The organism is Bradyrhizobium sp. 41S5 (genome assembly GCF_011516665.3).
In the GTDB taxonomy this organism is placed as follows: Bacteria; Pseudomonadota; Alphaproteobacteria; order Rhizobiales; family Xanthobacteraceae; genus Bradyrhizobium; species Bradyrhizobium quebecense.
The window spans coordinates 1-22,032 of the sequence record NZ_CP083721.1 but is presented as its reverse complement, the minus strand read 5'-3'; the positions used below and the strand labels follow the sequence as shown (position 1 = coordinate 22,032).

At 64.9% G+C, this 22,032-nt stretch carries 22 protein-coding genes; 9 read left to right on the top strand and 13 right to left on the bottom strand.

The features are described 5' to 3' along the window. Position 1: 1 nt before the first annotated feature. Genes sdhA through sdhC form a run of 3 tightly spaced genes read right to left on the bottom strand, consistent with a single transcriptional unit; the run spans position 2 to position 2,634 of the window. Complete coding sequence (gene sdhA / locus HAP47_RS00110) at positions 2 to 1,843, bottom strand: succinate dehydrogenase flavoprotein subunit (protein WP_173639962.1); 1,842 nt, start codon at positions 1,841 to 1,843, stop codon at positions 2 to 4. Between the two features lie 3 nt (positions 1,844 to 1,846). Further along, the gene (gene sdhD, locus HAP47_RS00105; RefSeq protein ID WP_083992366.1) at positions 1,847 to 2,221 is read right to left on the bottom strand and encodes a succinate dehydrogenase, hydrophobic membrane anchor protein; all 375 of its coding nucleotides are present in this window, start codon (positions 2,219 to 2,221) and stop codon (positions 1,847 to 1,849) included. A 14-nt stretch (positions 2,222 to 2,235) separates the two neighbouring features. Beyond that, positions 2,236 to 2,634, bottom strand: coding sequence for a succinate dehydrogenase, cytochrome b556 subunit (sdhC, locus tag HAP47_RS00100; RefSeq protein WP_092121389.1), 399 nt, complete (start codon positions 2,632 to 2,634; stop codon positions 2,236 to 2,238). Positions 2,635 to 3,356: 722 nt separating this feature from the next. Between sdhC and HAP47_RS00095 the strand changes: the two genes are divergently transcribed. Then, complete coding sequence (locus HAP47_RS00095; protein WP_173639963.1) at positions 3,357 to 4,217, top strand: sulfite exporter TauE/SafE family protein; 861 nt, start codon at positions 3,357 to 3,359, stop codon at positions 4,215 to 4,217. A 7-nt stretch (positions 4,218 to 4,224) separates the two neighbouring features. Here HAP47_RS00095 and HAP47_RS00090 read toward each other — a convergent pair whose 3' ends face one another. Next, positions 4,225 to 4,722, bottom strand: a complete 498-nt coding sequence (locus HAP47_RS00090; protein ID WP_173639964.1) for a hypothetical protein — start codon at positions 4,720 to 4,722, stop codon at positions 4,225 to 4,227. A gap of 26 nt (positions 4,723 to 4,748) precedes the next feature. Next, on the bottom strand, positions 4,749 to 6,278 hold the full coding sequence (locus HAP47_RS00085; RefSeq protein WP_173639965.1) for a malonate--CoA ligase: 1,530 nt from the start codon (positions 6,276 to 6,278) through the stop codon (positions 4,749 to 4,751). An 86-nt stretch (positions 6,279 to 6,364) separates the two neighbouring features. Here HAP47_RS00085 and HAP47_RS00080 point away from each other — a divergent pair, with 86 nt between their 5' ends. Continuing rightward, entirely contained in the window at positions 6,365 to 7,126 is a 762-nt protein-coding gene (locus HAP47_RS00080; protein WP_173639966.1) for an SDR family oxidoreductase, read from the top strand. 154 nt (positions 7,127 to 7,280) lie between these two features. On the opposite strand, the gene HAP47_RS00075 is transcribed toward HAP47_RS00080, so the two are convergent. Continuing rightward, positions 7,281 to 8,681, bottom strand: a complete 1,401-nt coding sequence (locus HAP47_RS00075) for an MFS transporter (RefSeq protein WP_173639967.1) — start codon at positions 8,679 to 8,681, stop codon at positions 7,281 to 7,283. Here HAP47_RS00075 and HAP47_RS00070 point away from each other — a divergent pair. From HAP47_RS00070 to HAP47_RS00055, 4 genes are all read left to right on the top strand, one after another. Further along, positions 8,680 to 8,904, top strand: a complete 225-nt coding sequence (locus HAP47_RS00070; RefSeq protein WP_173639968.1) for a hypothetical protein — start codon at positions 8,680 to 8,682, stop codon at positions 8,902 to 8,904. The two genes, HAP47_RS00075 and HAP47_RS00070, sit on opposite strands and share 2 nt — an antisense overlap. A 101-nt stretch (positions 8,905 to 9,005) precedes the next feature. Further along, the gene (locus HAP47_RS00065; RefSeq protein WP_173639969.1) at positions 9,006 to 9,560 is read left to right on the top strand and encodes a fasciclin domain-containing protein; all 555 of its coding nucleotides are present in this window, start codon (positions 9,006 to 9,008) and stop codon (positions 9,558 to 9,560) included. Positions 9,561 to 9,740: 180 nt separating this feature from the next. Further along, the gene (locus HAP47_RS00060) at positions 9,741 to 10,373 is read left to right on the top strand and encodes a cytochrome b/b6 domain-containing protein (RefSeq protein ID WP_173639970.1); all 633 of its coding nucleotides are present in this window, start codon (positions 9,741 to 9,743) and stop codon (positions 10,371 to 10,373) included. A gap of 11 nt (positions 10,374 to 10,384) precedes the next feature. Continuing rightward, on the top strand, positions 10,385 to 11,170 hold the full coding sequence (locus tag HAP47_RS00055; RefSeq protein ID WP_173639971.1) for a molybdopterin-binding protein: 786 nt from the start codon (positions 10,385 to 10,387) through the stop codon (positions 11,168 to 11,170). A gap of 126 nt (positions 11,171 to 11,296) precedes the next feature. Here the strand turns inward: HAP47_RS00055 and HAP47_RS00050 are convergent, their stop codons facing one another. Next, a complete protein-coding gene (locus HAP47_RS00050) occupies positions 11,297 to 12,475 on the bottom strand; it encodes a YbfB/YjiJ family MFS transporter (protein WP_173639972.1) in 1,179 nt (392 codons plus the stop codon). 89 nt (positions 12,476 to 12,564) lie between these two features. Next, on the bottom strand, positions 12,565 to 13,428 hold the full coding sequence (locus HAP47_RS00045) for an EamA family transporter (RefSeq protein WP_173639973.1): 864 nt from the start codon (positions 13,426 to 13,428) through the stop codon (positions 12,565 to 12,567). A 243-nt stretch (positions 13,429 to 13,671) separates the two neighbouring features. On the opposite strand from HAP47_RS00045, the gene leuB reads away from it, so the two are divergent. Then, a complete protein-coding gene (leuB, locus tag HAP47_RS00040) occupies positions 13,672 to 14,784 on the top strand; it encodes a 3-isopropylmalate dehydrogenase (protein ID WP_173639974.1) in 1,113 nt (370 codons plus the stop codon). A gap of 108 nt (positions 14,785 to 14,892) precedes the next feature. Here the strand turns inward: leuB and HAP47_RS00035 are convergent, their stop codons facing one another. Continuing rightward, positions 14,893 to 15,300, bottom strand: coding sequence for a hypothetical protein (locus HAP47_RS00035; protein ID WP_173639975.1), 408 nt, complete (start codon positions 15,298 to 15,300; stop codon positions 14,893 to 14,895). 178 nt (positions 15,301 to 15,478) lie between these two features. Then, positions 15,479 to 16,273, bottom strand: a complete 795-nt coding sequence (locus HAP47_RS00030; RefSeq protein WP_173639976.1) for a hypothetical protein — start codon at positions 16,271 to 16,273, stop codon at positions 15,479 to 15,481. Between the two features lie 116 nt (positions 16,274 to 16,389). On the opposite strand from HAP47_RS00030, the gene HAP47_RS00025 reads away from it, so the two are divergent. Together HAP47_RS00025 and HAP47_RS00020 are read left to right on the top strand one after the other, a co-directional pair. After that, positions 16,390 to 17,424: an aspartate-semialdehyde dehydrogenase gene (locus HAP47_RS00025; protein WP_173639977.1), complete on the top strand. Its 1,035-nt coding sequence runs from the start codon at positions 16,390 to 16,392 to the stop codon at positions 17,422 to 17,424. A 27-nt stretch (positions 17,425 to 17,451) separates the two neighbouring features. Beyond that, positions 17,452 to 18,003 (top strand): TIGR00645 family protein, encoded by a 552-nt coding sequence (locus tag HAP47_RS00020; RefSeq protein WP_173639978.1) that lies wholly within the window; start codon positions 17,452 to 17,454, stop codon positions 18,001 to 18,003. Position 18,004: 1 nt separating this feature from the next. Here HAP47_RS00020 and recF read toward each other — a convergent pair whose 3' ends face one another. The 3 genes from recF to dnaA form a co-directional block, all read right to left on the bottom strand. Further along, positions 18,005 to 19,141 carry a DNA replication/repair protein RecF gene (gene recF, locus HAP47_RS00015; RefSeq protein ID WP_173639979.1) on the bottom strand — a complete coding sequence of 379 codons (1,137 nt, stop codon included), beginning with the start codon at positions 19,139 to 19,141 and terminating at the stop codon, positions 18,005 to 18,007. Positions 19,142 to 19,216: 75 nt separating this feature from the next. Continuing rightward, on the bottom strand, positions 19,217 to 20,335 hold the full coding sequence (gene dnaN, locus HAP47_RS00010; RefSeq protein ID WP_173639980.1) for a DNA polymerase III subunit beta: 1,119 nt from the start codon (positions 20,333 to 20,335) through the stop codon (positions 19,217 to 19,219). Between the two features lie 266 nt (positions 20,336 to 20,601). Further along, the gene (dnaA, locus tag HAP47_RS00005; RefSeq protein WP_173639981.1) at positions 20,602 to 22,032 is read right to left on the bottom strand and encodes a chromosomal replication initiator protein DnaA; all 1,431 of its coding nucleotides are present in this window, start codon (positions 22,030 to 22,032) and stop codon (positions 20,602 to 20,604) included.

Sequence of the window (22,032 nt, the reverse complement as noted above, 5' to 3'; positions counted from 1 at the left end):
CTCAGTAGACCCGCGCCTTCGGCGGGATGTACTGCACATCATTGGTCATCGTGTAGTCGTGGACGGGACGATAATCGATCGCGGTCTTGCCGGCCGGGTCGATCCAGGTCAGCGTGTGCTTCATCCAGTTCTTGTCGTCGCGCGCCGAGAAGTCTTCGCGCGCATGCGCGCCGCGGCTTTCGGTGCGGTTGGCGGCCGAATCCATTGTCACGACCGCCTGGACGATCAGATTGTCGAATTCCAGCGTCTCGATCAGGTCGGAATTCCATACCAGCGAGCGGTCGGACACCGAGATGTCGCCGACGCCGCCATAGACCTTGTGGATCAGGTTCTGGCCTTCCTGCAGCACGTCGCCGGTGCGGAACACCGCGCAATTGTTCTGCATCACATGCTGCATGCTGTCGCGCAGCTTCGCGGTCGGCGTGCCGCCGGAGGCGTGGCGGAAGTGATCGAGCCGTCCGAGTGCGCGGTCGGCCGAATCCTTAGGCAGCTCCGGCTGCTTGGCGTTCGCCGTCAACTTGTCGGCAAGACGCAGCGCCGCGGCGCGGCCGAACACCACGAGGTCGATCAGCGAGTTGGAGCCGAGGCGGTTGGCGCCGTGCACCGAGACGCAGGCGGCTTCGCCGATCGCCATCAGGCCCGGCACCACCGAATTGTCGTCGCCGTTACGCTTGGTCAGCACCTCGGCGTGATAGTTGGTGGCAATGCCGCCCATGTTGTAGTGCACGGTCGGCACAATCGGGATCGGCTCGCGGGTGACGTCGACATTGGCGAAGATCTTCGCCGATTCGGAGATGCCCGGCAGCCGCTCATGCAGCACCTTTGGATCGAGGTGATCGAGGTGCAGGAAGATGTGATCCTTCTTCTTGCCGACGCCGCGGCCCTCGCGGATCTCGATCGTCATCGCGCGCGAAACGACGTCGCGCGAGGCGAGGTCCTTGGCCGACGGCGCGTAGCGCTCCATGAAGCGCTCGCCCTCGGAATTGACGAGATAGCCGCCTTCGCCGCGGGCGCCTTCGGTGACGAGACAGCCCGAGCCGTAGATGCCGGTCGGATGGAACTGGACGAACTCCATGTCCTGCAGCGGCAGCCCGGCGCGCAGCACCATGCCGCCGCCGTCGCCGGTGCAGGTGTGTGCAGAGGTGCAGGACGCATAGGCGCGGCCATAGCCGCCGGTCGCCAGGATCGTGGTCTGGGCGCGGAAGCGATGCAGCGTGCCGTCGTCGAGCTTGAGCGCGATCACGCCGCGGCAGACGCCCTGGTCGTCCATGATCAGGTCGATGGCGAAGAATTCGATGAAGAACTCGGCCGCGTGGCGCAGCGACTGGCCATACATCGTGTGCAGCATGGCGTGACCGGTGCGGTCGGCGGCGGCGCAGGTGCGCTGCGCCTGGCCCTTCCCGTAGTCCAGGGTCATGCCGCCGAAAGGACGCTGATAGATCTTGCCATCCTCGGTGCGCGAGAACGGAACGCCCCAATGCTCCAGCTCGTAGACCGCGTCCGGCGCGTTGCGCACCATGTATTCGATCGCGTCCTGGTCGCCGAGCCAGTCCGACCCCTTCACGGTGTCGTACATGTGCCAGCGCCAGTCGTCGGGATGCATGTTGCCGAGCGAGGCCGAGATGCCGCCCTGCGCCGCAACGGTGTGCGAGCGGGTCGGGAACACCTTGGTGATGCAGGCGGTGCGCAGGCCTGCTTCCGAGCAGCCGACCACGGCGCGCAGGCCCGCGCCGCCGGCGCCGACCACGACGACGTCGTAGGTGTGGTCCTGGATCGGATAGGCCTTGCCATTGGTAGCCGGGCCACTGCCGTTGGTGGCCTTGCCGTTTCCTTCACCGGCCATGGGTTATACTCCCGACGACAATTTGAGGATTGCGTAGATCGAGGCCAAAGCGACCGCGACGCAGAAGAAGTTGTTCGCCATCACGCTGGCGATCTTCAGCTTCTCGTTATGGATGTAGTCCTCGATCACGACCTGCATGCCGATCTTCATGTGCCAGGTGCTGGCGACGATGAAGAGCAGCAGGATGATGGCGATCGGAATCGAGCCGAGGATCTGTGCGGCGCCGGCATGATTGCGGCCTATCAACATGATCACCACAACGATCACAGGAACGATCAGGAGCGTCATCGCAACCGCGGTGAGGCGCTGACGCCAGAAATCGCCCGTGCCGGTATGGGCGGAGCCGAGGCCGCGGACGCGCTCCAGCGGCGTGCGCATCGAAGAGGGGCCGCTCATCGTCCACCTCCGACCGCGTATGCAATGATCCAGACCAGCACGGTCAGCACGATGCCGGCGACCAGCGCGCCCCAGGTCAGCGCCTCGCGCTCATTGGCCTTGAAGCCGTAGCCGAGATCCCAGACGAAATGCCGGATGCCGCTGCACAGATGGTGCATCAGCGCCCATGTGTAGCCGAACACGATCAGCTTGCCGATCGCGCTGCCGGTGAAGGCCTGGACATTGGCGTAGGCGGTGGGGCCGGAGGCGGCTGCGATCAGCCACCAGGCGAGCAGCAGGGTGCCGAAATAGAGTGCCACACCTGTGGCGCGATGGACGATGGATAGCGCCATCGTCAGCGTCCACCGGTAGGTCTGCAAATGGGGTGAAAGCGGTCGTTCGATCCTGGCGGTCATCGGCGGGCTTTATGTTGTGAGGGACCGCGGCCGGCCCATCGGGGAACGCGGTAGAGGAGTTCTATTTACGGAGTCGGATCAGCCCGCGCAACGGCCAAATAGCCTTCGGTCGAACCGAAGTTCATTGTTAGAGTTGCCGAATTCTGATTGATCCGCAGTGTGGTATACGAAATACAAGGCTGCCTGAACCAAGAAATGAATCGATATTCACACTGGTGCCAGGCGCGTCTAACGGGCTGTGAACAGGGTTTGGAACGCGTCGATTTTGCTCCCAATGCCCTGATCTTAGGCGATGCGTGGCGCGACGGCCGCAGCGGCATCGGCGCCGGTTCATGGTCGCTCAGCACGCGCTGCAGCCCTCGCTCGCGAGGTCGGACTGCACCTGCCAGGACGCCACCCGGACGATGCCGGCGCCGTCCCTCGCCGCGTTGACCAGCGCATCGGCGCCATTCATTCAGAGCCGACCCGATATGCGGAATTTGCGACCCGTCTTCGTGACTTCGGCAAAGCGCCATGCGGCGCCGCCACCGACAGCTGCCGCTCTCGACCCGGCGCACAAAGGCCGCGATCGGTCCAGGCTCGATGCTTTCGCATTTCGCAAGAGAGCCTGCTCGGGAGCATCGATACTCCCGAGCCCCAAAAGCGGCTATTGGTCCCGCGAACGGTCGCAAGGCGGCGCCTAGGCAGGCGCCGCGGGCCGCGCCAAAGCTTGCGCGAAGGACATGATGGCCGGCCTCGATCCCAAGGAATTGCTCGAGCTTGCACTGCTGCTGATTGCGGTCGGCGCGCTGTCCGGCTTTCTCGCCGGGCTGTTCGGCATCGGCGGCGGCGCGATCCTGGTGCCGGTGTTCTACGAATGCTTTCGCCTCGCCAGTGTCCCGCTCGAGGTGCGGATGCCGCTCTGCATCGGCACCTCGCTCGCGATCATCATCCCGACCTCGCTGAGCTCGTTTCGCGCCCATTATCGCCGCGGCGCGGTCGATATGGAGATTCTGAAACGCTGGTGGCTGTCGATCGTGATCGGCGTCGCCGCCGGCAGCGTCACCGCTCGGTTCGCGCCGGAGCGGCTGTTCAAGATCGTGTTCGTCGTGGTGGCGTGGTCGGCGGCGGCACGGCTGCTATTGGCGCGCGAGACCTGGAAGTTCGGCGACGACGTGCCGAAGGGCTTCCTGATGCGCATCTACGGCTTCTTCGTCGGCCTGCTGTCGACGCTGATGGGGATCGGCGGCGGCCTGTTCGCCAATCTCTTGATGACCTTCTACGGCCGGCCGATCCATCAGGCGGTCGCGACGTCGTCCGCGCTCGCGGTGCTGATCTCGATCCCCGGCGCGCTCGGCTATGTCTATGCCGGCTGGCCTGCCGCCGCGCGCTTTCCGGATGTCGCCGCGCTGCAATTGCCGTTCGCGCTCGGTTACGTCTCGCTGATTGGCGCGTTGTTGGTGATGCCGACCACGCTTATCACGGCGCCGCTCGGCGTGAAGGTCGCGCACGCGCTGTCAAAGCGCGCGTTGGAGTTGGCGTTCGGGGCCTATCTCTTCATCGTCGGCGCACGGTTCGTGATCAGCCTTCTCGGCGGACATTAGCCGCAGCTTAGTCCTTCAACCGGACCTCGCTGTTACGCCAGTGCCGCATGTCGCCGACCCCTTCGATACGATCCGTATCGGAGAGGACCTTCAAGCGCGCTGCGGTCGCTTCATGACTGATCGCCCAGCCAAGCCCCTTGTAGCGTTCTTCTGCAATGGTCACGAACCACACGACCTTCCGCCACCGCGGCGTCGGAAGCGACAAGATGACCTCGTCGAGCTGATCTTCGGTCACTGAGGACGGAAGCTTCACCTCGCTCCATGCCAGCTCGCTGAAGAGTATGCTTGGCTCCCGCTCCTCGGTGGGTGGCAGCAAGTCCGGATATTGTTCGCAAATCGGAAGGAGAAGCTTGTCCTCAAGGTTCGCAATGACCTCTTGGACGGAATGATGGAATCGGGTCCGTTCCTGCTTGCCGAGCCCTGCAATGGACATTTCAGCTTTGTACATTGCGTCCAAAGCATCGAAGATTTGTAGACAAATCCTCTCGGCATACTCGCGGTTCATCGTTCCCTCGCGAAATCCCTCTTTCTTCAAGCCTTCGAATAGATATCCTTGTACGTATCGCGCAGAACGTTCTTCTGCACCTTGCCCATCGCGTTGCGCGGCAGTTCGTCGACGACGAAGACGCGCTTGGGCATCTTGAATTTGGCCAGCCGCCCGTCGAGCGCCTTCAGCACCGAGGCTTCGCTGATATCGGCGCCCTTGCTGCAGACGAGGACCGCGGTGACGCCTTCGCCGAAATCGGCATGCGGCACGCCGATCACGGCGGATTCGATCACGCCGGGCATGGCGTCGATCTCGCTCTCGATCTCCTTCGGATAGACGTTGAACCCGCCGGAGATCACGAGATCCTTGCCGCGGCCGAGGATGTGGACGTAGCCCTTGCCGTCGATCTTGCCGAGGTCGCCGGTGATGAAGAAGCCGTCGCCGCGGAATTCGGCCTTGGTCTTCTCCGGCATCCGCCAGTAGCCCTGGAACACGTTCGGGCCCTTGACCTCGATCATGCCGATGTTTTCGCGCGGAAGCTCCTTGCCGGTCTCGGGATCGGTGACGCGCACCGAGACGCCGGGCAGCGCGAAGCCGACCGCGCCGGGCACGCGGTCGCCGTCATAGGGGTTGGAAGTGTTCATGTTGGTTTCGGTCATGCCGTAGCGCTCGAGCACCGCATGTCCGGTGCGATCAGACCATTCGCGATGGGTGTCGGCGAGCAGCGGCGCGGAGCCTGAGATGAACAGCCGCATGTGCTTGGTCGCGTCCTTGTTCAGGCCGGGGTTCTGCAACAGGCGGGTATAGAAGGTCGGCACGCCCATCATCACGGTGGCGCGGGCCATCAGCTTCAGGATCGCGTCCGGATCGAACTTCGGCAGGAAGATCATCGAGGCGCGCGAGAACAGCGTGACGTTGCTCGCCACGAACAGGCCGTGGGTATGATAGATCGGCAGCGCGTGGATCAGCACGTCCTTGTCGGTGAAGCGCCAGTAATCGACCAGCGAATACGAATTCGACGCCAGATTGTCGTGCGAGAGCATCGCGCCCTTGGAGCGGCCGGTGGTGCCCGACGTGTAGAGGATCGCGGCGAGGTCGTCATTGCCGCGCGGCACCGTGGCGAATTCCGTCAGTGCCTTGTCGGCGGCCTCGGTCAGCGAGCCCTTGCCGGTCGGGTCGAGCGTCTCGACCTTGGCGCCGACCTTGGCGGCGATCGCCTTGATGCCCTCCAGCTTGGAAGGATCGCAGACCACCAGCGCCGGCTCGGCATCGGTGATGAAGTATTCGAGCTCGTTCAGCGTATAGGCGGTGTTGAGCGGCAAATAGACGCCGCCGGCGCGCACGGTGGCGAGATAGAGCACCAGGGCCGAGACCGATTTCTCGGTCTGCGCCGCGACGCGGTCGCCCGGCTTGACGCCGCGTTCCACCAGCACGTTCGCCATCTGGCCCGCGCGCGCGATCAGGTCGCCATAGGAGATGCGGCTGCCGTCGAGCTGCTCGATCGCCAGTCGATTGGGGTCGTCGAGGCCGTCGAACAGGCGGGAAAACAGGTTGGCGTTGGTGGTCGTGTTCATGCAACATCCCCTGAGGGGCGAAAGCGCCGGAAGGTTCTGGCTGGATTAGCAAAAACGCCCTTCGGAAAGCAACGGAGACAGTTTGCATGACAAATGATGGGAAACGCGTGGCCTGGGTCACCGGCGGCGGCACCGGAATCGGCGAATCCGGGGCGGAATTCCTGGCTGCGGACGGCTGGACGGTGGTGGTCTCCGGCCGCCGCAAGGAGGAGCTCGACCGCGTGGTGGCCAACATCACGAAGAAGGGCGGCAAGGCCGAGGCGATCCCGCTCGATGTCAGCAACAAGGCCGACGTCAACAAGGCCGCCGAGGCGATCGTCGCCAAGCACGGCCGCATCGACCTGCTGGTCAACAGCGCCGGCATCAACGTGCCGAAGCGCAGCTGGGCCGACATGGAGCTGGAAGGCTGGGACAAGCTGGTCGAGGTCAACCTCAACGGCGTGCTCTATTGCATGCGCGCGGTGCTGCCGACGATGCGCAAGCAGCAGGATGGCTGCATCATCAACGTCGCCTCCTGGGCGGGCCGCCACGTCTCGAAGATGCCGGGCCCGGCCTACACCACGACCAAGCACGCGGTGCTGGCGCTGACCCATTCCTTCAACATGGACGAATGCGTCAACGGCCTGCGCGCCTGCTGCCTGTCGCCGGGCGAGGTGGCAACCCCGATCCTGAAGCAGCGGCCGGTGGTGCCGACCGAAGCCGAGCAGGCCAGGATGCTGCAACCCGAGGACTGCGGCCGCACCATCGCCTTCGTCGCCAGCATGCCGGCGCGGGTCTGCATGAACGAGATCCTGATCAGCCCGACGCATAACCGCGGCTTCATCCAGACGCCGACGAACAGGGATTAGGCGCGCCGGGGCTTCTCCTTCCCCCCTGCAAGGGGGAAGGTAGGGATGGGGGGGCAGCCGCAGGCGACCCTGCAAGTGGATAGAGCAGATCCCCACCCGCTTTGCTCTGGCGAGCAAAGCGACCTCCCCTTTTCACGGGGAGGTTGGAGCAAGATCACTCGCTGATCTCGTTCAGCTCCTTGCCGGAATGCTCCGGCACGAACAGGTACACGCCAATCGCCATCGCGATCATCAGCACGGGGATGCAGAGGAACGACAGCGCGAACGAGCCGGTGTGCTGCTGGAGCGCGATCGAGACGAACGGGAACAGCACGAAGCCGACGAAATAGGCGATCGCCCACACCACGCCGTTGGCGGCGCCGCGGATCCGGGTCGGGAAGATTTCCGCTGTGAGCGTCGTGCTCGGGCCCCAGAAGCCGAGGAAGCCGAGACACCAGGCGAGCCCGAACGCCCACAGCAGCACGCGGTCCTCGGAATAGACCCAGAGCGTCATGAAGATCGCGCCCTCGATCAAGGTCACGATGAAGGTGCGGCGGCGGCCGATCTTGTCGATCAGCCAGCCGACCAGGCACAGGCCGAGGAAGCCGCACAGGCCGTAGAACACGTAGAACAGGCTGTATTCGGCGGTCGACCAATGCTTCTCCGTCGAGAGATAGAGCGGCATCCAGGCGCCGACCGTGCCGTAGATGCAGGTGCTGGCGCAGGCCACGAACAGCGCGACCAATGTCGAAGGTAGCACATCGGGCATGAACACCTGGCGGATGCCGACCGATTTGGCCTTGCCGAACCAGGCGCTGTCCTCGTTGTTGACGGTGCCGCGGCGCGCCAGCGTCTCGGAGATGCGCCGCTTGCGATCCTGCGAACGCACCCAATGGGGTGATTCCGGGCAGGTGGAGCGGATATAGATCGCGAGCAGCGCGATCACGCCAGGCACCATGACAGCGATACGCCAGCCGTAATTGGCGGCAACCAGCCCGGTGATCGCGCCGGCGAGCGTGGCGCCGAGGCACCAGGCCGAGCGCGTGATGCTGATGACGCGGCCGCGCAGCCGGGCCGGCCAGGTCTCCGCCACCAGCATCGAGCCGAGCGACCATTCGCCGTTGAGCGCGAAGAACAGCAGCGAGCGCGCGATCACGAAGACCGTGAAGGTCGGCGACAGCGCCGCGACCGGCATCAGGAGCGAGAACAGCGCGATGTTGACCGCGAGCAAGGTGCGGCGGCCGTAGCGGTCGGCGAGCCACGGCCAGAAATAGAGCCCGGCGATGCCGACGAACAGCGCGATCTGCATGCCGGAGCGGTATTCCGGCAAGCTGAGCTGGAATTCCTTGATCACCATCGGCGAGATCAGCGCGAAGATCACGCCGTCCATGCCGTCAAAGCCCCAGCCGAGCGCATTGGCGGTGGCGATATGCCAATGGGTTTTCGTCAGCTCAGTGCTGCCGGCGACGGCGCGGTAGTTGGCGTATTGCAGGTGCTTCTGTTCGAGCGGACCAATGTCGCTGCCGGCATCATCCACTACAGGCGCGGCGCGCCCATCCGCCGTAATGCTGCTCATGATCGGCATCCCCACGACCGCCGCGGCGAAGCTGCACCGCAATCTCAGGCTGAACCAATCGAATAACGGCGGCAAGCAAATTGCTCGCGGCAGCGCACCCTCCATTCCGTTGAATGGAATGCGCGACGGCGGCGTGAAGCGCCAAGTGTACGAAGCGCGCGCCAGACGGTTTCAGGAATCACAAAGAGTTATTTCCGGAAACCGTCCGGAAAACCTCCCGTAACTCAGGCCAGCGACGACGCACACCAATCAACACGCGCCGTTGTTGCCCCTTCATCGCCGGCGGAGACCGAGCCGGCCGGATTACCCATCGGGAGACGAACCATGTCGAAGCGTATTACCTATCTTGCCGCCGCCGCCTTCAGCGCGCTTGCGATCACTGCCACCGTCGTGGCGCCGGTCCGCGCCGAGGAAAAGACCGTGATGGTCGGCGGCGCCGCGATGTTCCCGTCCAAGAACATCATCCAGAACGCCGTCAATTCGAAGGACCACACCACCCTCGTCGCCGCGGTGAAGGCCGCCGGCCTGGTCAACACGCTGGAAGGCAAGGGACCGTTCACGGTGTTCGCGCCGACCAACGCCGCGTTCGGCAAGCTGCCGGCCGGAACCGTCGACAATCTCGTGAAGCCCGAGAACAAGGCGACGCTGACCAAGATTCTCACCTACCATGTGGTGCCCGGCAAGCTCGAGGCCTCCGACCTCACCGACGGCAAGAAGCTGAAGACCGCCGAGGGCGAGGAACTGACCGTGAAGAAGCAGGACGGCAAGGTCTGGATCGTCGATGCCAAGGGTGGCACCTCGATGGTGACGATCTCCAACGTCAACCAGTCGAACGGCGTTATCCATGTGGTCGACACCGTGCTGATGCCGGCGACCTGACACCCGGCGGGCCGATTTAGTCCCTGAACGCCTTACGAGACTGCGAGCCGGAGCCTCGCTCCGGCTCGCATTTTTGTGACCAGATGAAGTGGCGTATATCGAACTGATGATGCGCACACCCGTAACGGAACGCCGGTTCCCGGCGTATAAGCCGGTAACGACCACGAGCAGAGACATTCCATGACGAGCCTTGCCGTCAGCGACCACCAGGCAGAGACCGCGGCGCCCGCGAAGGTGATCCAGCCGGTCTGGGTGCGCATGGTGCACTGGATCAACGCATTCGCGATGATCCTGATGATCATGTCCGGCTGGCAGATCTACAATGCCTCGCCGCTGTTCGGCTTCACCTTCTCGCGGAACATCACGCTGGGCGGTTGGCTCGGCGGTGCGCTGCTCTGGCACTTCGCCGCGATGTGGCTGTTGATGGTCAACGGCCTGATCTATCTGGCGCTCGGCTTCGCCACCGGCCGCCTCCGTAAGAAGCTGCTGCCGATCACCCCCGGCGGCGTGATTGCCGATACCAAGGCGGCCCTGACCTTCAAGCTGTCGCATGACGATCTCAGCCAGTACAATTCGGTGCAGAAGCTGCTCTATACCGGCATTATCACCGTCGGCGTGGTGATCGTGCTGTCCGGCCTGTCGATGTGGAAGCCGGTGCAGTTGCATTGGCTGGTATCGCTGTTCGGCGGCTACGACATCGCCCGCTATGTCCACTTCACCTGTATGGCGCTGATCGTCGCCTTCCTGGTGATCCATGTCGCGCTCGCGCTGCTGGTGCCGAAGAGCCTGCGCGCCATGATCATCGGACGCTGAGGGAGGTCACCATGGGTCGTCTTCGCAAGCTCCTGATCTCCGGTGTCGACAAGAAGCTGCTCGTGCGCGATGCGGTGAAGACGATGCCGGAGCTGACGCGCCGCCGTTTCATCACCGCCGGGACCAGCCTCGGTGCGCTGACGCTGCTGACCGGCTGCGACGTGGTCGATTCGTCGTCGGCGGAGGAATTGCTGAAGAAGGTCTCGAAGTTCAACGACGCGGTGCAGGCCTGGATGTTCAATCCGGATGCGCTGGCTCCGACCTTCCCGGAGAGCATGATCACCAAGCCGTTCCCGTTCAACGCCTATTACGATCTCGACGATGCGCCGGAGATCGCAGGCGCAGACTGGAAGCTCGAGGTGCGCGGGCTGGTCGAGAACAAGAAATCGTGGACGCTCGACGAATTGTACAAGCTGCCGCAGGTCAAGCAGGTGACGCGTCACATCTGCGTCGAAGGCTGGAGCGCGATCGGCAGCTGGACCGGCACGCCCTTGCGCGATTTCCTCAAGATGGTCGGCGCCGACACGCGCGCCAAATACGTCTGGTTCCAGTGCGCCGACAAGGACGGCTATAACTCGCCGCTCGACATGCGCACGGCGCTGCATCCACAGACCCAGATGACGTTCAAGTTCGCCGACGCGATCCTGCCGCGCGCCTACGGCTTCCCGATGAAGATCCGGGTGCCGACCAAGCTCGGCTTCAAGAACCCGAAATACGTGCTCTCGATGGAAGTCACCAACGACTACAAGGGCGGCTACTGGGAAGACCAGGGCTACAACTCGTTCAGCGGGAGTTAGCCGTCGTCCCGGCGAAGGCCGGGACCCATACTCCGGGGCCGAGGGAATAAGCAGGCGGGGTGACGCCTCCCTCCGTCACAATCACCTGTGGTTATGGATCCCGGCCTTCGCCGGGACGACCAGGGATTACGGCCCGACCTTCCTCTGAAACGCCGCCAGCACCGCTCCGAGCGCCAGCATCGCGGCCGAAACGTTCAGCGCAAATGACAGGCTGCCGACGGCGTCGGTGATCGCGCCGACCACGATCGGGCCGAGCGTCTGGCCGATGCCGAAGGCGATGGTCATCGCCGCAATCGCGGTCGGCCAGGCTTCCGGCGGGTAATTGAGGCGCACGAAGGCGGTGGTTGACCCCACCACGGCAAAGAACGCGACGCCGAACACCAGCGCCGAGATCGCGAGCAGCAGCGGCGAATGCCCGAAGATCGGCAGAGCCGCGCCGAGCGCGTTGACGCCGAGGATGATGGTGGTGGCGAGCCCGCCGCGGTCGAGCGCCAAAACGCGCCGCCAGACCCATGGCGTGACGAACGCGCTGACGCCGATCAGGCTCCAGAACGCGCTCTGTGCACCCGCGCCGCCGCCGCCGTCGCGGACATAGGCGATCATGAATGTCATGTAGGCGATGTAGCCGGCGCCGAACATGAAATAGGCGGCGAGGTAGATCAGGACCGGCATCACAGCGAATTTGGTCCGCACGATGCCGCCGGCGATTGCATTGGCGTGTAATGGCGCAAGCAGCAGCGGCACGGTCATGATCGCGGAGAGCAAGGTCATCGCCCACCACACGATCCACCATGAGCCGGCGCCAAAACCCTGCAGCACGAAGGGCGCGATCAGGCCGGATGCCAGGATGCCGACGCCCGGCCCGGCATAGAACAGGCTGAGCAGGAAGTTGGCGCGCTCCGGCCGCGATTGCGCGATGGTTGCCGCGAGCGCGCCGCCGCCGACGAAGCCGATCGCGGCGGCGAAGCCGACCAGCAGGCGGGCGAAACTCAGCACGGCGAAATTGCCCGAGATCGCGCACAGCGCCAGCGACAGCGCACAGGCCACCGTCGACCAGCGCACCGAGGTGGCCAGTCCGAAGCGCTGGATCAGGCGCGAGGCGAACAGCGCACCGAACAGGTAGCCGGCGGCGTTGATCGTATTCATGAAGCCGGCGGCCGAATAGGACCAGGCCAGCGAGTCGCGCATGTCGGGCAGCACCAGCGAATAGGCGAAACGGCCGATGCCGAGACCGACCGTTGGTGCGAGCGACAAAATCAGGATCAGCCGCGCGGGATGCGGGTAGGACGGGGCGGGGGCTCTCACAATTCACTCCGGCAATGCCGGCATTGTGGCAGGCCGCGCCGGTCCTGCCCAGCGCCACGGGCAGCAACACTGTCTTGCGTATCGGGCAATCAGGCGATCAGGACCAGCGCGACGCCGGCGACGGTCAGCAGGGTACCGGCGACGATCCGCGCGGTGATCTCGACATGCTTGAGCATCATCGCGCTCAGCGCCACGGTCACCAGCGGGTAGATCGCGGCGAGCGGCGCCACCAGCGTGATCGGACCATTGCGGACCGCGGCGAACAGGCTGAGCGCGCTGAGCCCGTTGCTGATCCCGGTCATTGCAAACCAGAACCGGCCGTCACGCGGCGCCTGCACCATGAAGCTGCCCTTGCGGATCCGCTGCACGGTTAGCACCACCAGCGAGGACATGACATAGCCGACCAGGCAGGCCCATAGCGGGCTCGGCCAGATCGCCAGCCCGAGCTTGGCAATCGGCGGCACGACGCCGCGCACCAGCGCGCTTGCGAGCGGCAGCAGCAGCGCCCAGCTGCGCCAATGACCGAGGTCGCGGGGCCGGGTCACGGTAATGATCGCGGCGCCAGCCACCGCGACCACGAGCCCGATCAGTTGTTGCGGCTCGAGCGGCTCATGCAGCAGCACCACGGCGGCGGTGACCGCAAACAGCGGCGCCAGATTGCCCAATGTCGAGGTGATGACAGGTCCGAGCGCCCGGTTCGATGCGAAGGTCAGGAGCGTCAGCGAGGCCGGGAAGAACAGGCCGATCGCCATGAAGATCGGCAGACCGCGCCAGACCACTGGCTCGCCATGCAGGATCAGCGGCGACAGCATCAGGAACAGCAGGGTGAAGGACGGCACGCTGATCGCGGCGCCCGACAGCGGCTCGACGGTGCGCAGGCCAAGCTGCGCCAGCACGACGCCTGCGCCGAGGAAAATGGCCGAGGCGAAGGCGTAGATAATGGCTGCGGTCATGAGGTCCGTCTTGTTGGCTTCTTTTGGGGCGCGGTTGGCTCTTTGCGGGTCATTTTGGCCCTGTCCGGGGTGCCTTGCCAATCCGCCCGGGGCGTTTTAGCACTCCGGCCGGATTTTCCTCCGCTCGTCATGCCCGGGCTCGACCCGGGCATCCATCTACCTTGTAAGGGCTTCTTCGAAGCGCGATGGATTGCCGGGGCAAGTCCGGCAATGACGACAAACAGCTACCTAGAGGTAACGACCATGGCGACCCATAAACTGCTGCTTCTCCCCGGCGACGGCATCGGCCCCGAAGTGATGGCCGAGGTCCAGCGCGTGATCGACTGGCTGAATGCGCAGGGCATCGCGAAGTTCGAGACCGAGCAGGGCCTGGTCGGCGGCTCGGCCTATGACGCGCACAAGGTGTCGATCTCCGAGGGCGACATGGCCAAGGCCAATACGGCCGATGCCGTGATCTTCGGCGCGGTCGGCGGTCCGAAGTGGGACAGCGTGCCCTATGAGGTGCGTCCGGAGGCCGGCCTGCTGCGGCTGCGCAAGGATCTCGGCCTGTTCGCCAATCTGCGTCCGGCGGTGTGCTATCCGGCGCTCGCGGATGCTTCGAGCCTCAAGCGCGAGGTGGTCGAGGGCCTCGACATCATGATCGTGCGCGAGCTCACCGGCGGCGTCTATTTCGGCGAGCCGAAGACCATCACCGATATCGGTAACGGCCAGAAGCGCGCGGTCGACACCCAAGTCTACGACACTTTCGAGATCGAGCGCATCGGCCGCGTCGCCTTCGAGCTGGCGCGCAAGCGCAAGAACAAGGTGACGTCGATGGAAAAGCGCAACGTCATGAAGTCGGGCGTGCTCTGGAACGAGGTCATGACCCAGGTCCACGCGCGCGAATACAGGGACGTCACGCTGGAGCATCAGCTCGCCGATTCCGGCGGCATGAACCTGGTCAAGACGCCGAAGCAGTTCGACGTCATCGTGACAGACAATCTGTTCGGCGACATGCTGTCCGACATCGCGGCGATGCTCACGGGGTCGCTCGGCCTTTTGCCGTCGGCCTCGCTCGGCAAGGAGGACGCCAAGACCAAGGAGCGCAAGGCATTGTATGAGCCGGTGCACGGCTCGGCGCCTGATATTGCAGGCAAGGGCCTCGCCAATCCGATCGCGATGATCGCCTCGTTCGGCATGGCGCTGCGCTATTCCTTCGGCATGGGCGATCTCGCCGACAAGGTCGATGCCGCGATCGCGGCTGTGCTCGCCAGCGGCTTGCGCACCGCCGACATCAAGTCGCAAGGCACCACGCCGGTCAGCACGGCGCAGATGGGCGAGGCGATCCTGAAGGAATTGCAGAAGCTGCACGCGTAAGGCTGCATCGTCGCGCCGGGGCATGCGCCGCATCGCCCCGGAATGACAGCAAAACAAAAATGCCCGGCCGAAGCCGGGCATTTTCATATCGGCTGTTCGCTGAGATTCTCAGTACAGCGGGAAGTTCCGCGGATAGCCGCCGACGTCGGCCGGCGTGCTGAGCGGCTGGCGATCGATCGGACGGTTGTTGTTCTCGCGCGCGAACGTGGGATAGCCGATTTCCGGCGGGTACGCGTAGTCGTTGAATTTGCGGTCGCCCGGCAGCACTTCGGTGCCGGCGTCGAGCCACGAGCGCGTGGTGACGTAAACGCGGGTGCGCGGACCCTGCTGATAGACCCGGTTCGGACCCTGCGCGCCGTAGTAGCGGCGGCCGTCACGGTCATACTGCTCTTGCTGCTTGCGCTTGCTCGGGGTCTGCTGTGCGCTGGCCGCGGTCATGCCGAACGCGGTTGCGGTGACGGCAGCCGCGGCAAGCAACACCACGAGCTTGTTCGCGGCAGGGAATTTCAAGGTCATCGCATCCTCGTCATTACGGCCCCCATCGGGGGCTGGCGCATCAGCCAAAATCACTCGGAACACATTGTAGCCATGGAGGGTGGCGCGTCACTAGGTCAATTGCGCCACACCATCAGAGATAATGCGTGTCCAAGCGCAAAAGTTTCATGAAAACCAGTGCCTTGCCACGGTCTCGCCATCAAAGGGCGCCGCGCAGAAGCGGGTTCTCGCTGCCCATCACCCAGTCGGTCGACAGAGCGGGCGGGCCCGAGGTAACGCAGTCGGTGCGCCGCAGCTCGGCATGCGCGAACAGCGCGGCGAGCCGCAGGTCTTTGCCCGCCGCCAGCAGGGTCAGCCGGTTCAGCATGCAAACGATCGCGGCGCGCTGGGCCGGCAGGCTGGCGCCCTGGCAAGTCCAGCCGGACATCCGCAGGTCGGGCGCGTCAGCCTGTTTGAGGAAGCCGAGGCAGGCGCGGCTGCCGTCCTGTCGCGCCGGGCGCAGCAGGGTGACGCTGCCGAACTTGCTGTCGACGATGCCGGCGGCCTCGAGCTCGCGGATACCGCCGGGGTCGAGCCGCCCGGCAATCTCGGTGATCGCGGGTCCCATGGCCTCGCCGCCGGGGCGGTAGATTTCCAGCTCGGCCGCCGGCGCGCCATCGGCGTCGGCCCAGCGGAAGACGTCCTTGCGGCCGCCCTCGGGACGCCGGAGGATTTCGTAAGTCACTGTTTTATCTTGAAGATCGATCTTGCTGATGGCGAAGGCGGGCGCCGAGCGGCCGGCTACGCTCCAGCTCGCGGCGGCGGGTGCCGCCATTGCCGTTGCGTCCGGCAGTTGCTTCCATAGATGGATGCCGAGCACGGCGAACAGCGCGAGCACGGCGACATAGGCAAACAGCCGGGAGAGCGTGGCGTACACCTCGTCGACGAAACTCGTCAGGTCAGACGGATTTCTCGTATGATGGGGCGCGGCCGGATCGGCCCGAAATAAACGCATCAAAACGCTCAAAAGCTACGCAACGTTGTCTTGACGGGGTTTCTCGCATAGAAGCGCTGCCTCTTCCCTTTCCGCAGCTTGCGGGGGAACGGGCATTTTTCGTCGGAGAGTGAACGATGGGTTACAAAGTCGCGGTGGTCGGAGCGACCGGCAATGTCGGGCGCGAAATGCTCAACATTCTCGACGAGCGTAAATTCCCCGCCGACGAGGTCGTCGCGCTGGCCTCGCGCCGCAGCGTCGGCGTCGAGGTCTCCTATGGCGACCGCACGCTCAAGGTGAAGGCGCTCGAGCACTATGACTTCTCCGATGTCGACATCTGCCTGATGTCGGCCGGCGGTTCGGTCTCCAAGGAATGGTCGCCCAGGATCGGCGCCGCCGGCGCAGTCGTGATCGACAATTCCTCGGCCTGGCGCATGGACCCCGACGTGCCGCTGATCGTGCCGGAGGTGAACGCGGATGCGGCCGCCGGCTTCACCAAGAAGAACATCATCGCCAACCCGAACTGCTCGACCGCGCAGCTCGTGGTCGCGCTGAAGCCGCTGCACGACAAGGCGACGATCACGCGCGTCGTGGTCGCGACCTATCAATCGGTGTCGGGCGCCGGCAAGGATGCGATGGACGAACTGTTCTCGCAGACCAAGGCCGTCTACACCAATGACGAGCTGATCAATAAGAAGTTTCCGAAGCGCATCGCCTTCAACATCATTCCGCAGATCGACGTCTTCATGGAAGACGGCTACACCAAGGAAGAGTGGAAGATGATGGCGGAGACCAAGAAGATCCTTGATCCCAAGATCAAGCTGACCGCGACCTGCGTGCGCGTGCCGGTCTTCGTCAGTCACTCCGAGGCCGTGAACGTCGAGTTCGCCAACCCGATCACGGCGGACGAGGCGCGCAACATCCTGCGCAACGCGCCGGGCTGCCTCGTGATCGACAAGCACGAGCCCGGCGGCTACGTCACGCCGTATGAGGCGGCCGGCGAGGACGCAACCTATATCAGCCGCATCCGCGAGGATGCGACCGTGGAGAACGGCCTGTCGTTCTGGTGCGTGTCGGACAATCTGCGCAAGGGTGCCGCGCTGAACGCGATCCAGATCGCGGAAGTCCTGATCAACCGCAAGCTGATCACCGCGAAGAAGAAAGCGGCCTAAAAGCGGGGACCAACGGGGGGCGCAACCATGTCGGAACAGCTGGCTCCCACCCCGTCGAGCCCCCCGACGCCGCGCATCATGCGCGGCTTCGAATATGTGCTGTTCAACAGCCGCTGGATGATGGCGCCGTTCTATGTCGGCCTGGTGGTGGCGCTTGCCGTGCTGCTGCTGAAATTCGCGCGCATGCTCTGGGAGTTCGTCCTGCATGCGTCCGGCTACAAATCGACGGAAGTCATCCTCGATGCGCTGGCGCTGATCGACGTCACGCTGGTCGCCAATCTCATTCTGATCGTGGTCTTTTCGGGCTACGAGAACTTCGTCTCGCGCATCGACACGTCGGGCAACCCGAACTGGCCGATCTGGATCACCAAGATCGATTTTGCCGGGCTGAAGCAGAAGCTGCTGGCGTCGATCGTCGCGATCTCCGCGATCCACGTGCTGGAAGCGTTCCTGAACATCGATGCCGCCTTCGACGCGACGCGGATGACCTGGCTCGTCGCCGTGCACCTGGTGTTCGTGATCTCAGCGCTGTTGCTTGCGCTCTCGGATCGCCTGGGGGGCGATCACGGTGATGGCTAGTCTAGCCGCGCCGTGTGGCGCGGCCGGATTCGACGTCGAAAATCTCTCCCGTCGGGCCGATATCGACGAAGGCGGCAGGGTCGGCGCCGGTCATCCAGACCTGTGCGCCGAGCTTGGCGAGCTCGTCGAACAGCGCCTTGCGCCGGGCGGGATCGAGATGGGCGACGACCTCGTCGAGCAGCAGCAGCGGCACGATGCCGGTCATCTCCGCGACCATCGTGGCGTGTGCCAGCACCAGCCCGATCAAGAGCGCTTTCTGCTCGCCGGTCGAGGCGTCGCGCGCCGGCATGCTCTTCGGTGCGTAGACCACTTGCAGATCGGTCAGATGCGGGCCGTCGAGCGTGCGCCCGGCGGCGGCGTCGCGCGGGCGGCTGGCGCGCAGGATCTCGCGGTAGCGGTCCTCCACCGCGGTCGCAGGCTCCTGCAGCAGCGCATTCTCCATCCAGCCGTCGAGCATGATCTCGGCGGACGGGAAGGCCGAGGCGGCACCGCGCTCGCGCAGCATCGCGGCGAGCTTGGCGGCGGTCTGGCCACGCGATGCGGCGACCGCGACCGCAAGCTCCGCGGTTTCGCGCTCGATCGCGTCACACCAATGGTCGTCGTAGTTGCGCACCTCGAGCAGCCGGTTGCGCGAGCGCAGCGAGCGCTCCAGCGCCGAGACCCGGCTGGAGTGCTCGGAATCGATCGCCAGCACCAGGCGGTCGAAGAAGCGCCGCCGTTCGGAGGCGGCGCCCATGAACAAGCCGTCCATCGCCGGCGTCAGCCACACGATGCGCAGGTGGTCGCCGAACGCGGTCGCGGACCCCACCGGTTCGCGGTCGATGCGGCAGCGCCGGCTGTTGCTTGCCTCGCCGGTCGGGGGATCGATGCCGGTGCCGAGCGTGGCGAGGCCGAGCGCGCCCTCGACTTCGGCCGAGACCGCCCAGGAGCCGTCGCCCTGATTATCGGCGATGTCCTCCAAGGTCGCACGGCGCAGGCCGCGGCCCGGCGACAGGAACGAGACTGCCTCCATGCAATTGGTCTTGCCGGCGCCGTTCGGCCCGACCAGCACCACCATGTCGCCCGCGACCTGCAGCGTCGCCGTCCGGTAATTGCGGAAATGCGTCAGCGACAGGCGATGAATGCGGGACGGGGTCATCTCAGCTCGTCATTGCCGGGCAGTCGTGCCCAGCCACGACGCAATCTAGTGCCGATGCGCGCGAAGAGAAGTGCGTCACACCCGCATCGGCATCAGCACGTAGAGCGCGCCCTTGCTGTCGCGGTCCTGCACCAGGGTCGGCGAGCCGGGATCGGCGAGCTTCAGCACCGCGACCTCGCCCTCGATCTGGGCGGCGATGTCGAGCAGATAGCGCGAGTTGAAGCCGATATCGAGCGCGTCGGAGGCGTACTCGACCTCGAGCTCTTCGGTGGCGCTGCCGGAATCCGGATTGGTGACCGAGAGCACCAGCTTGCCTGCGGACAAAGCCAGCTTCACGGCGCGGCCGCGTTCGCTGGAAATGGTCGAGACGCGGTCGACGGCGGCCTCGAAATCCTTCTTGTCGACCACCAGTTCCTTGTCGTTGTTCTGCGGAATGACGCGGCCATAATCCGGGAAGGTGCCGTCGATCAGCTTCGAGGTCAGCACCACATTGCCGAGCGTGAAGCGGATCTTGCCATCCGACAGTTCGATCGAGATCTCGGCGTCGTCGCCCTCGATCAGCCGCTGCACCTCGCCGACCGTCTTGCGCGGAACGATCACGCCGGGCATGCCGGTCGCGCCCTTGGGCAGCGGGAGGTCGATCTGGGCCAGGCGGTGGCCGTCGGTCGCAACCCCGCGCAGGGTCGCGGCCTTGGCGGTACCGGCGGCGTGCAGATAGATGCCGTTGAGGTAGTAGCGGGTCTCTTCGGTCGAGATCGCAAACTGGGTGCGGTCGATCAGCCGCTTGATGTCGGACGCCGGCAGCGAGAACGAATGCGTCATGTCGCCGGCGGCAAGGCCCGGGAAATCGCTCTCGGGCAGCGTCTGCAGCGTGAAGCGCGAGCGGCCGGCGCGCACCGCGAGTACCGAGCGGTCGCCGTCGGCCTCCAGCACGATCTGCGAACCGTCGGGCAGCTTGCGGACGATGTCGTAGAACATGTGCGCCGGCACCGTGGTCGAGCCGGCGGTTCCGGTTTCGGCCGGCAGCGTCTCCGTCACCTCGAGGTCGAGGTCGGTCGCCTTCAGCGACAATTTGGCGCCCTCGGCGCGGATCAACACGTTGCCGAGGATCGGGATGGTATTGCGGCGCTCGACCACGCGGTGAACGTGGCCCAGCGATTTCAGGAGTTGCGCGCGCTCGACGGTGACCTTCATTGCAATACCCGCCAGATCCCTCAGATGGAGAAGCCGGGCGGCCGTTCAGGGCAGCACCGCGGCATTGGAAACCCGATAAGCCGGATCAATACCGGATTTGATCAAACCCACGGGGGGACCGCAAGGTGGCGCGGATGGGCGGCCGGTGCAAGGGATACGGGCGCGAAACGGGCCCCGTTCCCCACGTTTTGGGCCGGAAAAAAGTTTAGCCCTCCCCTCTTGATAATGGGGAGGGCTATGGAACGAGCCAGCCAAATGAGGCGGCCTTATTCCTGCAGCTGACGCTTCAGCGATTCGACTTCCTCCGACAGCGTCGTGTCCTTGGCGACCAGTGCCTCAATCTTGCGCACCGCGTGCAACACCGTGGTGTGGTCGCGGCCGCCGAAGCGCCGGCCGATCTCCGGCAGCGAACGCAGGGTCAGCGTCTTGGCCAGATACATCGCAACCTGGCGCGGGCGCACCACGTTGGCGGTGCGGCGGGATGACAGAAGGTCGGAGCGGCTGACATTGTACTGCCGGGCGACCACGCGCTGGATGTCCTCGATCTTGATCCGCTTCGGCTCCTGCGGGCGGATCAAATCGCGCACCTCGCGCTCAGCCATCTCCAGCGTCACCGGCTGGTTGTTGAGTTTGGAGTGCGCCAAGAGGCGGTTGATCGCGCCTTCGAGGTCGCGGCCATTGTGGGTGATGGTGCGCGCCAGATAGTCGAGCACTTCCTCCGGCACATCGAAGGTCGCATGGTGGGCGCGGGCCGCGGCGACGCGCGACTTGAGGATGCCAAGCCGCAGTTCCTCGCCGAGCGAACCCATCTCGACCACCAGGCCACCGGCGAGCCGCGAGCGCACGCGGTCGTCGAGGCTTTCGAGGTCGGACGGAGGACGGTCGGCGGCGATCACGACCTGACGACCGGCGTCGATCAGCGCGTTCAGCGTGTGGCAGAACTCGGCCTGCGTCGACTTGCCCTGCAGGAACTGCAGATCGTCGATGACCAGCACGTCGATGCCGCGCAGCGCCTCCTTGAACGCCAGCGCCGTCTGCGTCTTCAGCGCCGCGACGAAGCCGTACATGAACTTCTCGGCGGTGAGATACAGCACCTTGCGCTCGCCGCCGGAATTGCCGGCCCAGGTCACGGCCTGCAGCAGGTGCGTCTTCCCGAGGCCGACGCCGGCATGGATGTAGAGCGGGTTGAACATCACGGGATCGCCGCGGCGACCTTCCGCGACCTGGCGCGCAGCCGCATGGGCCAGCGTGTTCGAACGGCCGACGACGAAGCTTGCAAAGGTCAGGCGCGGATCGAGCGGCGAGCCGCCAAGCGCGTCATGGCTGGCGGACACCGGCGCCGTCGCGAACGAGCGCAGTTCAGGCGCAGGACGGCCGTCATTGCGCTCGACACGGCGCACTTCGACCGGCGCAGCCGCTTCCTTAACCGGGGCCATCGCGCGGATCGCCGAGCGCACGGTGAGGTCGATGCGATGTACTTCGGGCATCTCGGCCTGCCAGCAGGAGAGCACGCGTTCGGCGTAATGCGCCTGGATCCAGCTCTTGAGGAACCGGGTCGGAACCGACAGATGCACGCTCTCATCGTGCACGCTCTCGAGATCCATCCGCGCGAACCAGCTCGTGTAGACGTCCTCGCCAACGCTCGTCCGCAAACGTCCCTTTACCCGCGACCAGCGATCCTGTTCCGTGTTCGTCAT

Bases quoted from the DNA above. Each gene is read 5' to 3' on its own strand.
- sdhA (WP_173639962.1), bottom strand. From the start codon at position 1,843: ATGGCCGGTGAAGGAAACGGCAAGGCCACCAACGGCAGTGGCCCGGCT.
- sdhD (WP_083992366.1), bottom strand. From the start codon at position 2,221: ATGCGCACGCCGCTGGAGCGCGTCCGCGGCCTCGGCTCCGCCCATACC.
- sdhC (WP_092121389.1), bottom strand. From the start codon at position 2,634: ATGACCGCCAGGATCGAACGACCGCTTTCACCCCATTTGCAGACCTAC.
- HAP47_RS00095 (WP_173639963.1), top strand. From the start codon at position 3,357: ATGATGGCCGGCCTCGATCCCAAGGAATTGCTCGAGCTTGCACTGCTG.
- HAP47_RS00090 (WP_173639964.1), bottom strand. From the start codon at position 4,722: ATGAACCGCGAGTATGCCGAGAGGATTTGTCTACAAATCTTCGATGCT.
- HAP47_RS00085 (WP_173639965.1), bottom strand. From the start codon at position 6,278: ATGAACACGACCACCAACGCCAACCTGTTTTCCCGCCTGTTCGACGGC.
- HAP47_RS00080 (WP_173639966.1), top strand. From the start codon at position 6,365: ATGACAAATGATGGGAAACGCGTGGCCTGGGTCACCGGCGGCGGCACC.
- HAP47_RS00070 (WP_173639968.1), top strand. From the start codon at position 8,680: ATGATCGGCATCCCCACGACCGCCGCGGCGAAGCTGCACCGCAATCTC.
- HAP47_RS00075 (WP_173639967.1), bottom strand. From the start codon at position 8,681: ATGAGCAGCATTACGGCGGATGGGCGCGCCGCGCCTGTAGTGGATGAT.
- HAP47_RS00065 (WP_173639969.1), top strand. From the start codon at position 9,006: ATGTCGAAGCGTATTACCTATCTTGCCGCCGCCGCCTTCAGCGCGCTT.
- HAP47_RS00060 (WP_173639970.1), top strand. From the start codon at position 9,741: ATGACGAGCCTTGCCGTCAGCGACCACCAGGCAGAGACCGCGGCGCCC.
- HAP47_RS00055 (WP_173639971.1), top strand. From the start codon at position 10,385: ATGGGTCGTCTTCGCAAGCTCCTGATCTCCGGTGTCGACAAGAAGCTG.
- HAP47_RS00045 (WP_173639973.1), bottom strand. From the start codon at position 13,428: ATGACCGCAGCCATTATCTACGCCTTCGCCTCGGCCATTTTCCTCGGC.
- leuB (WP_173639974.1), top strand. From the start codon at position 13,672: ATGGCGACCCATAAACTGCTGCTTCTCCCCGGCGACGGCATCGGCCCC.
- HAP47_RS00035 (WP_173639975.1), bottom strand. From the start codon at position 15,300: ATGACCTTGAAATTCCCTGCCGCGAACAAGCTCGTGGTGTTGCTTGCC.
- HAP47_RS00030 (WP_173639976.1), bottom strand. From the start codon at position 16,273: ATGCGTTTATTTCGGGCCGATCCGGCCGCGCCCCATCATACGAGAAAT.
- HAP47_RS00025 (WP_173639977.1), top strand. From the start codon at position 16,390: ATGGGTTACAAAGTCGCGGTGGTCGGAGCGACCGGCAATGTCGGGCGC.
- HAP47_RS00020 (WP_173639978.1), top strand. From the start codon at position 17,452: ATGTCGGAACAGCTGGCTCCCACCCCGTCGAGCCCCCCGACGCCGCGC.
- recF (WP_173639979.1), bottom strand. From the start codon at position 19,141: ATGACCCCGTCCCGCATTCATCGCCTGTCGCTGACGCATTTCCGCAAT.
- dnaN (WP_173639980.1), bottom strand. From the start codon at position 20,335: ATGAAGGTCACCGTCGAGCGCGCGCAACTCCTGAAATCGCTGGGCCAC.
- dnaA (WP_173639981.1), bottom strand. From the start codon at position 22,032: ATGACGAACACGGAACAGGATCGCTGGTCGCGGGTAAAGGGACGTTTG.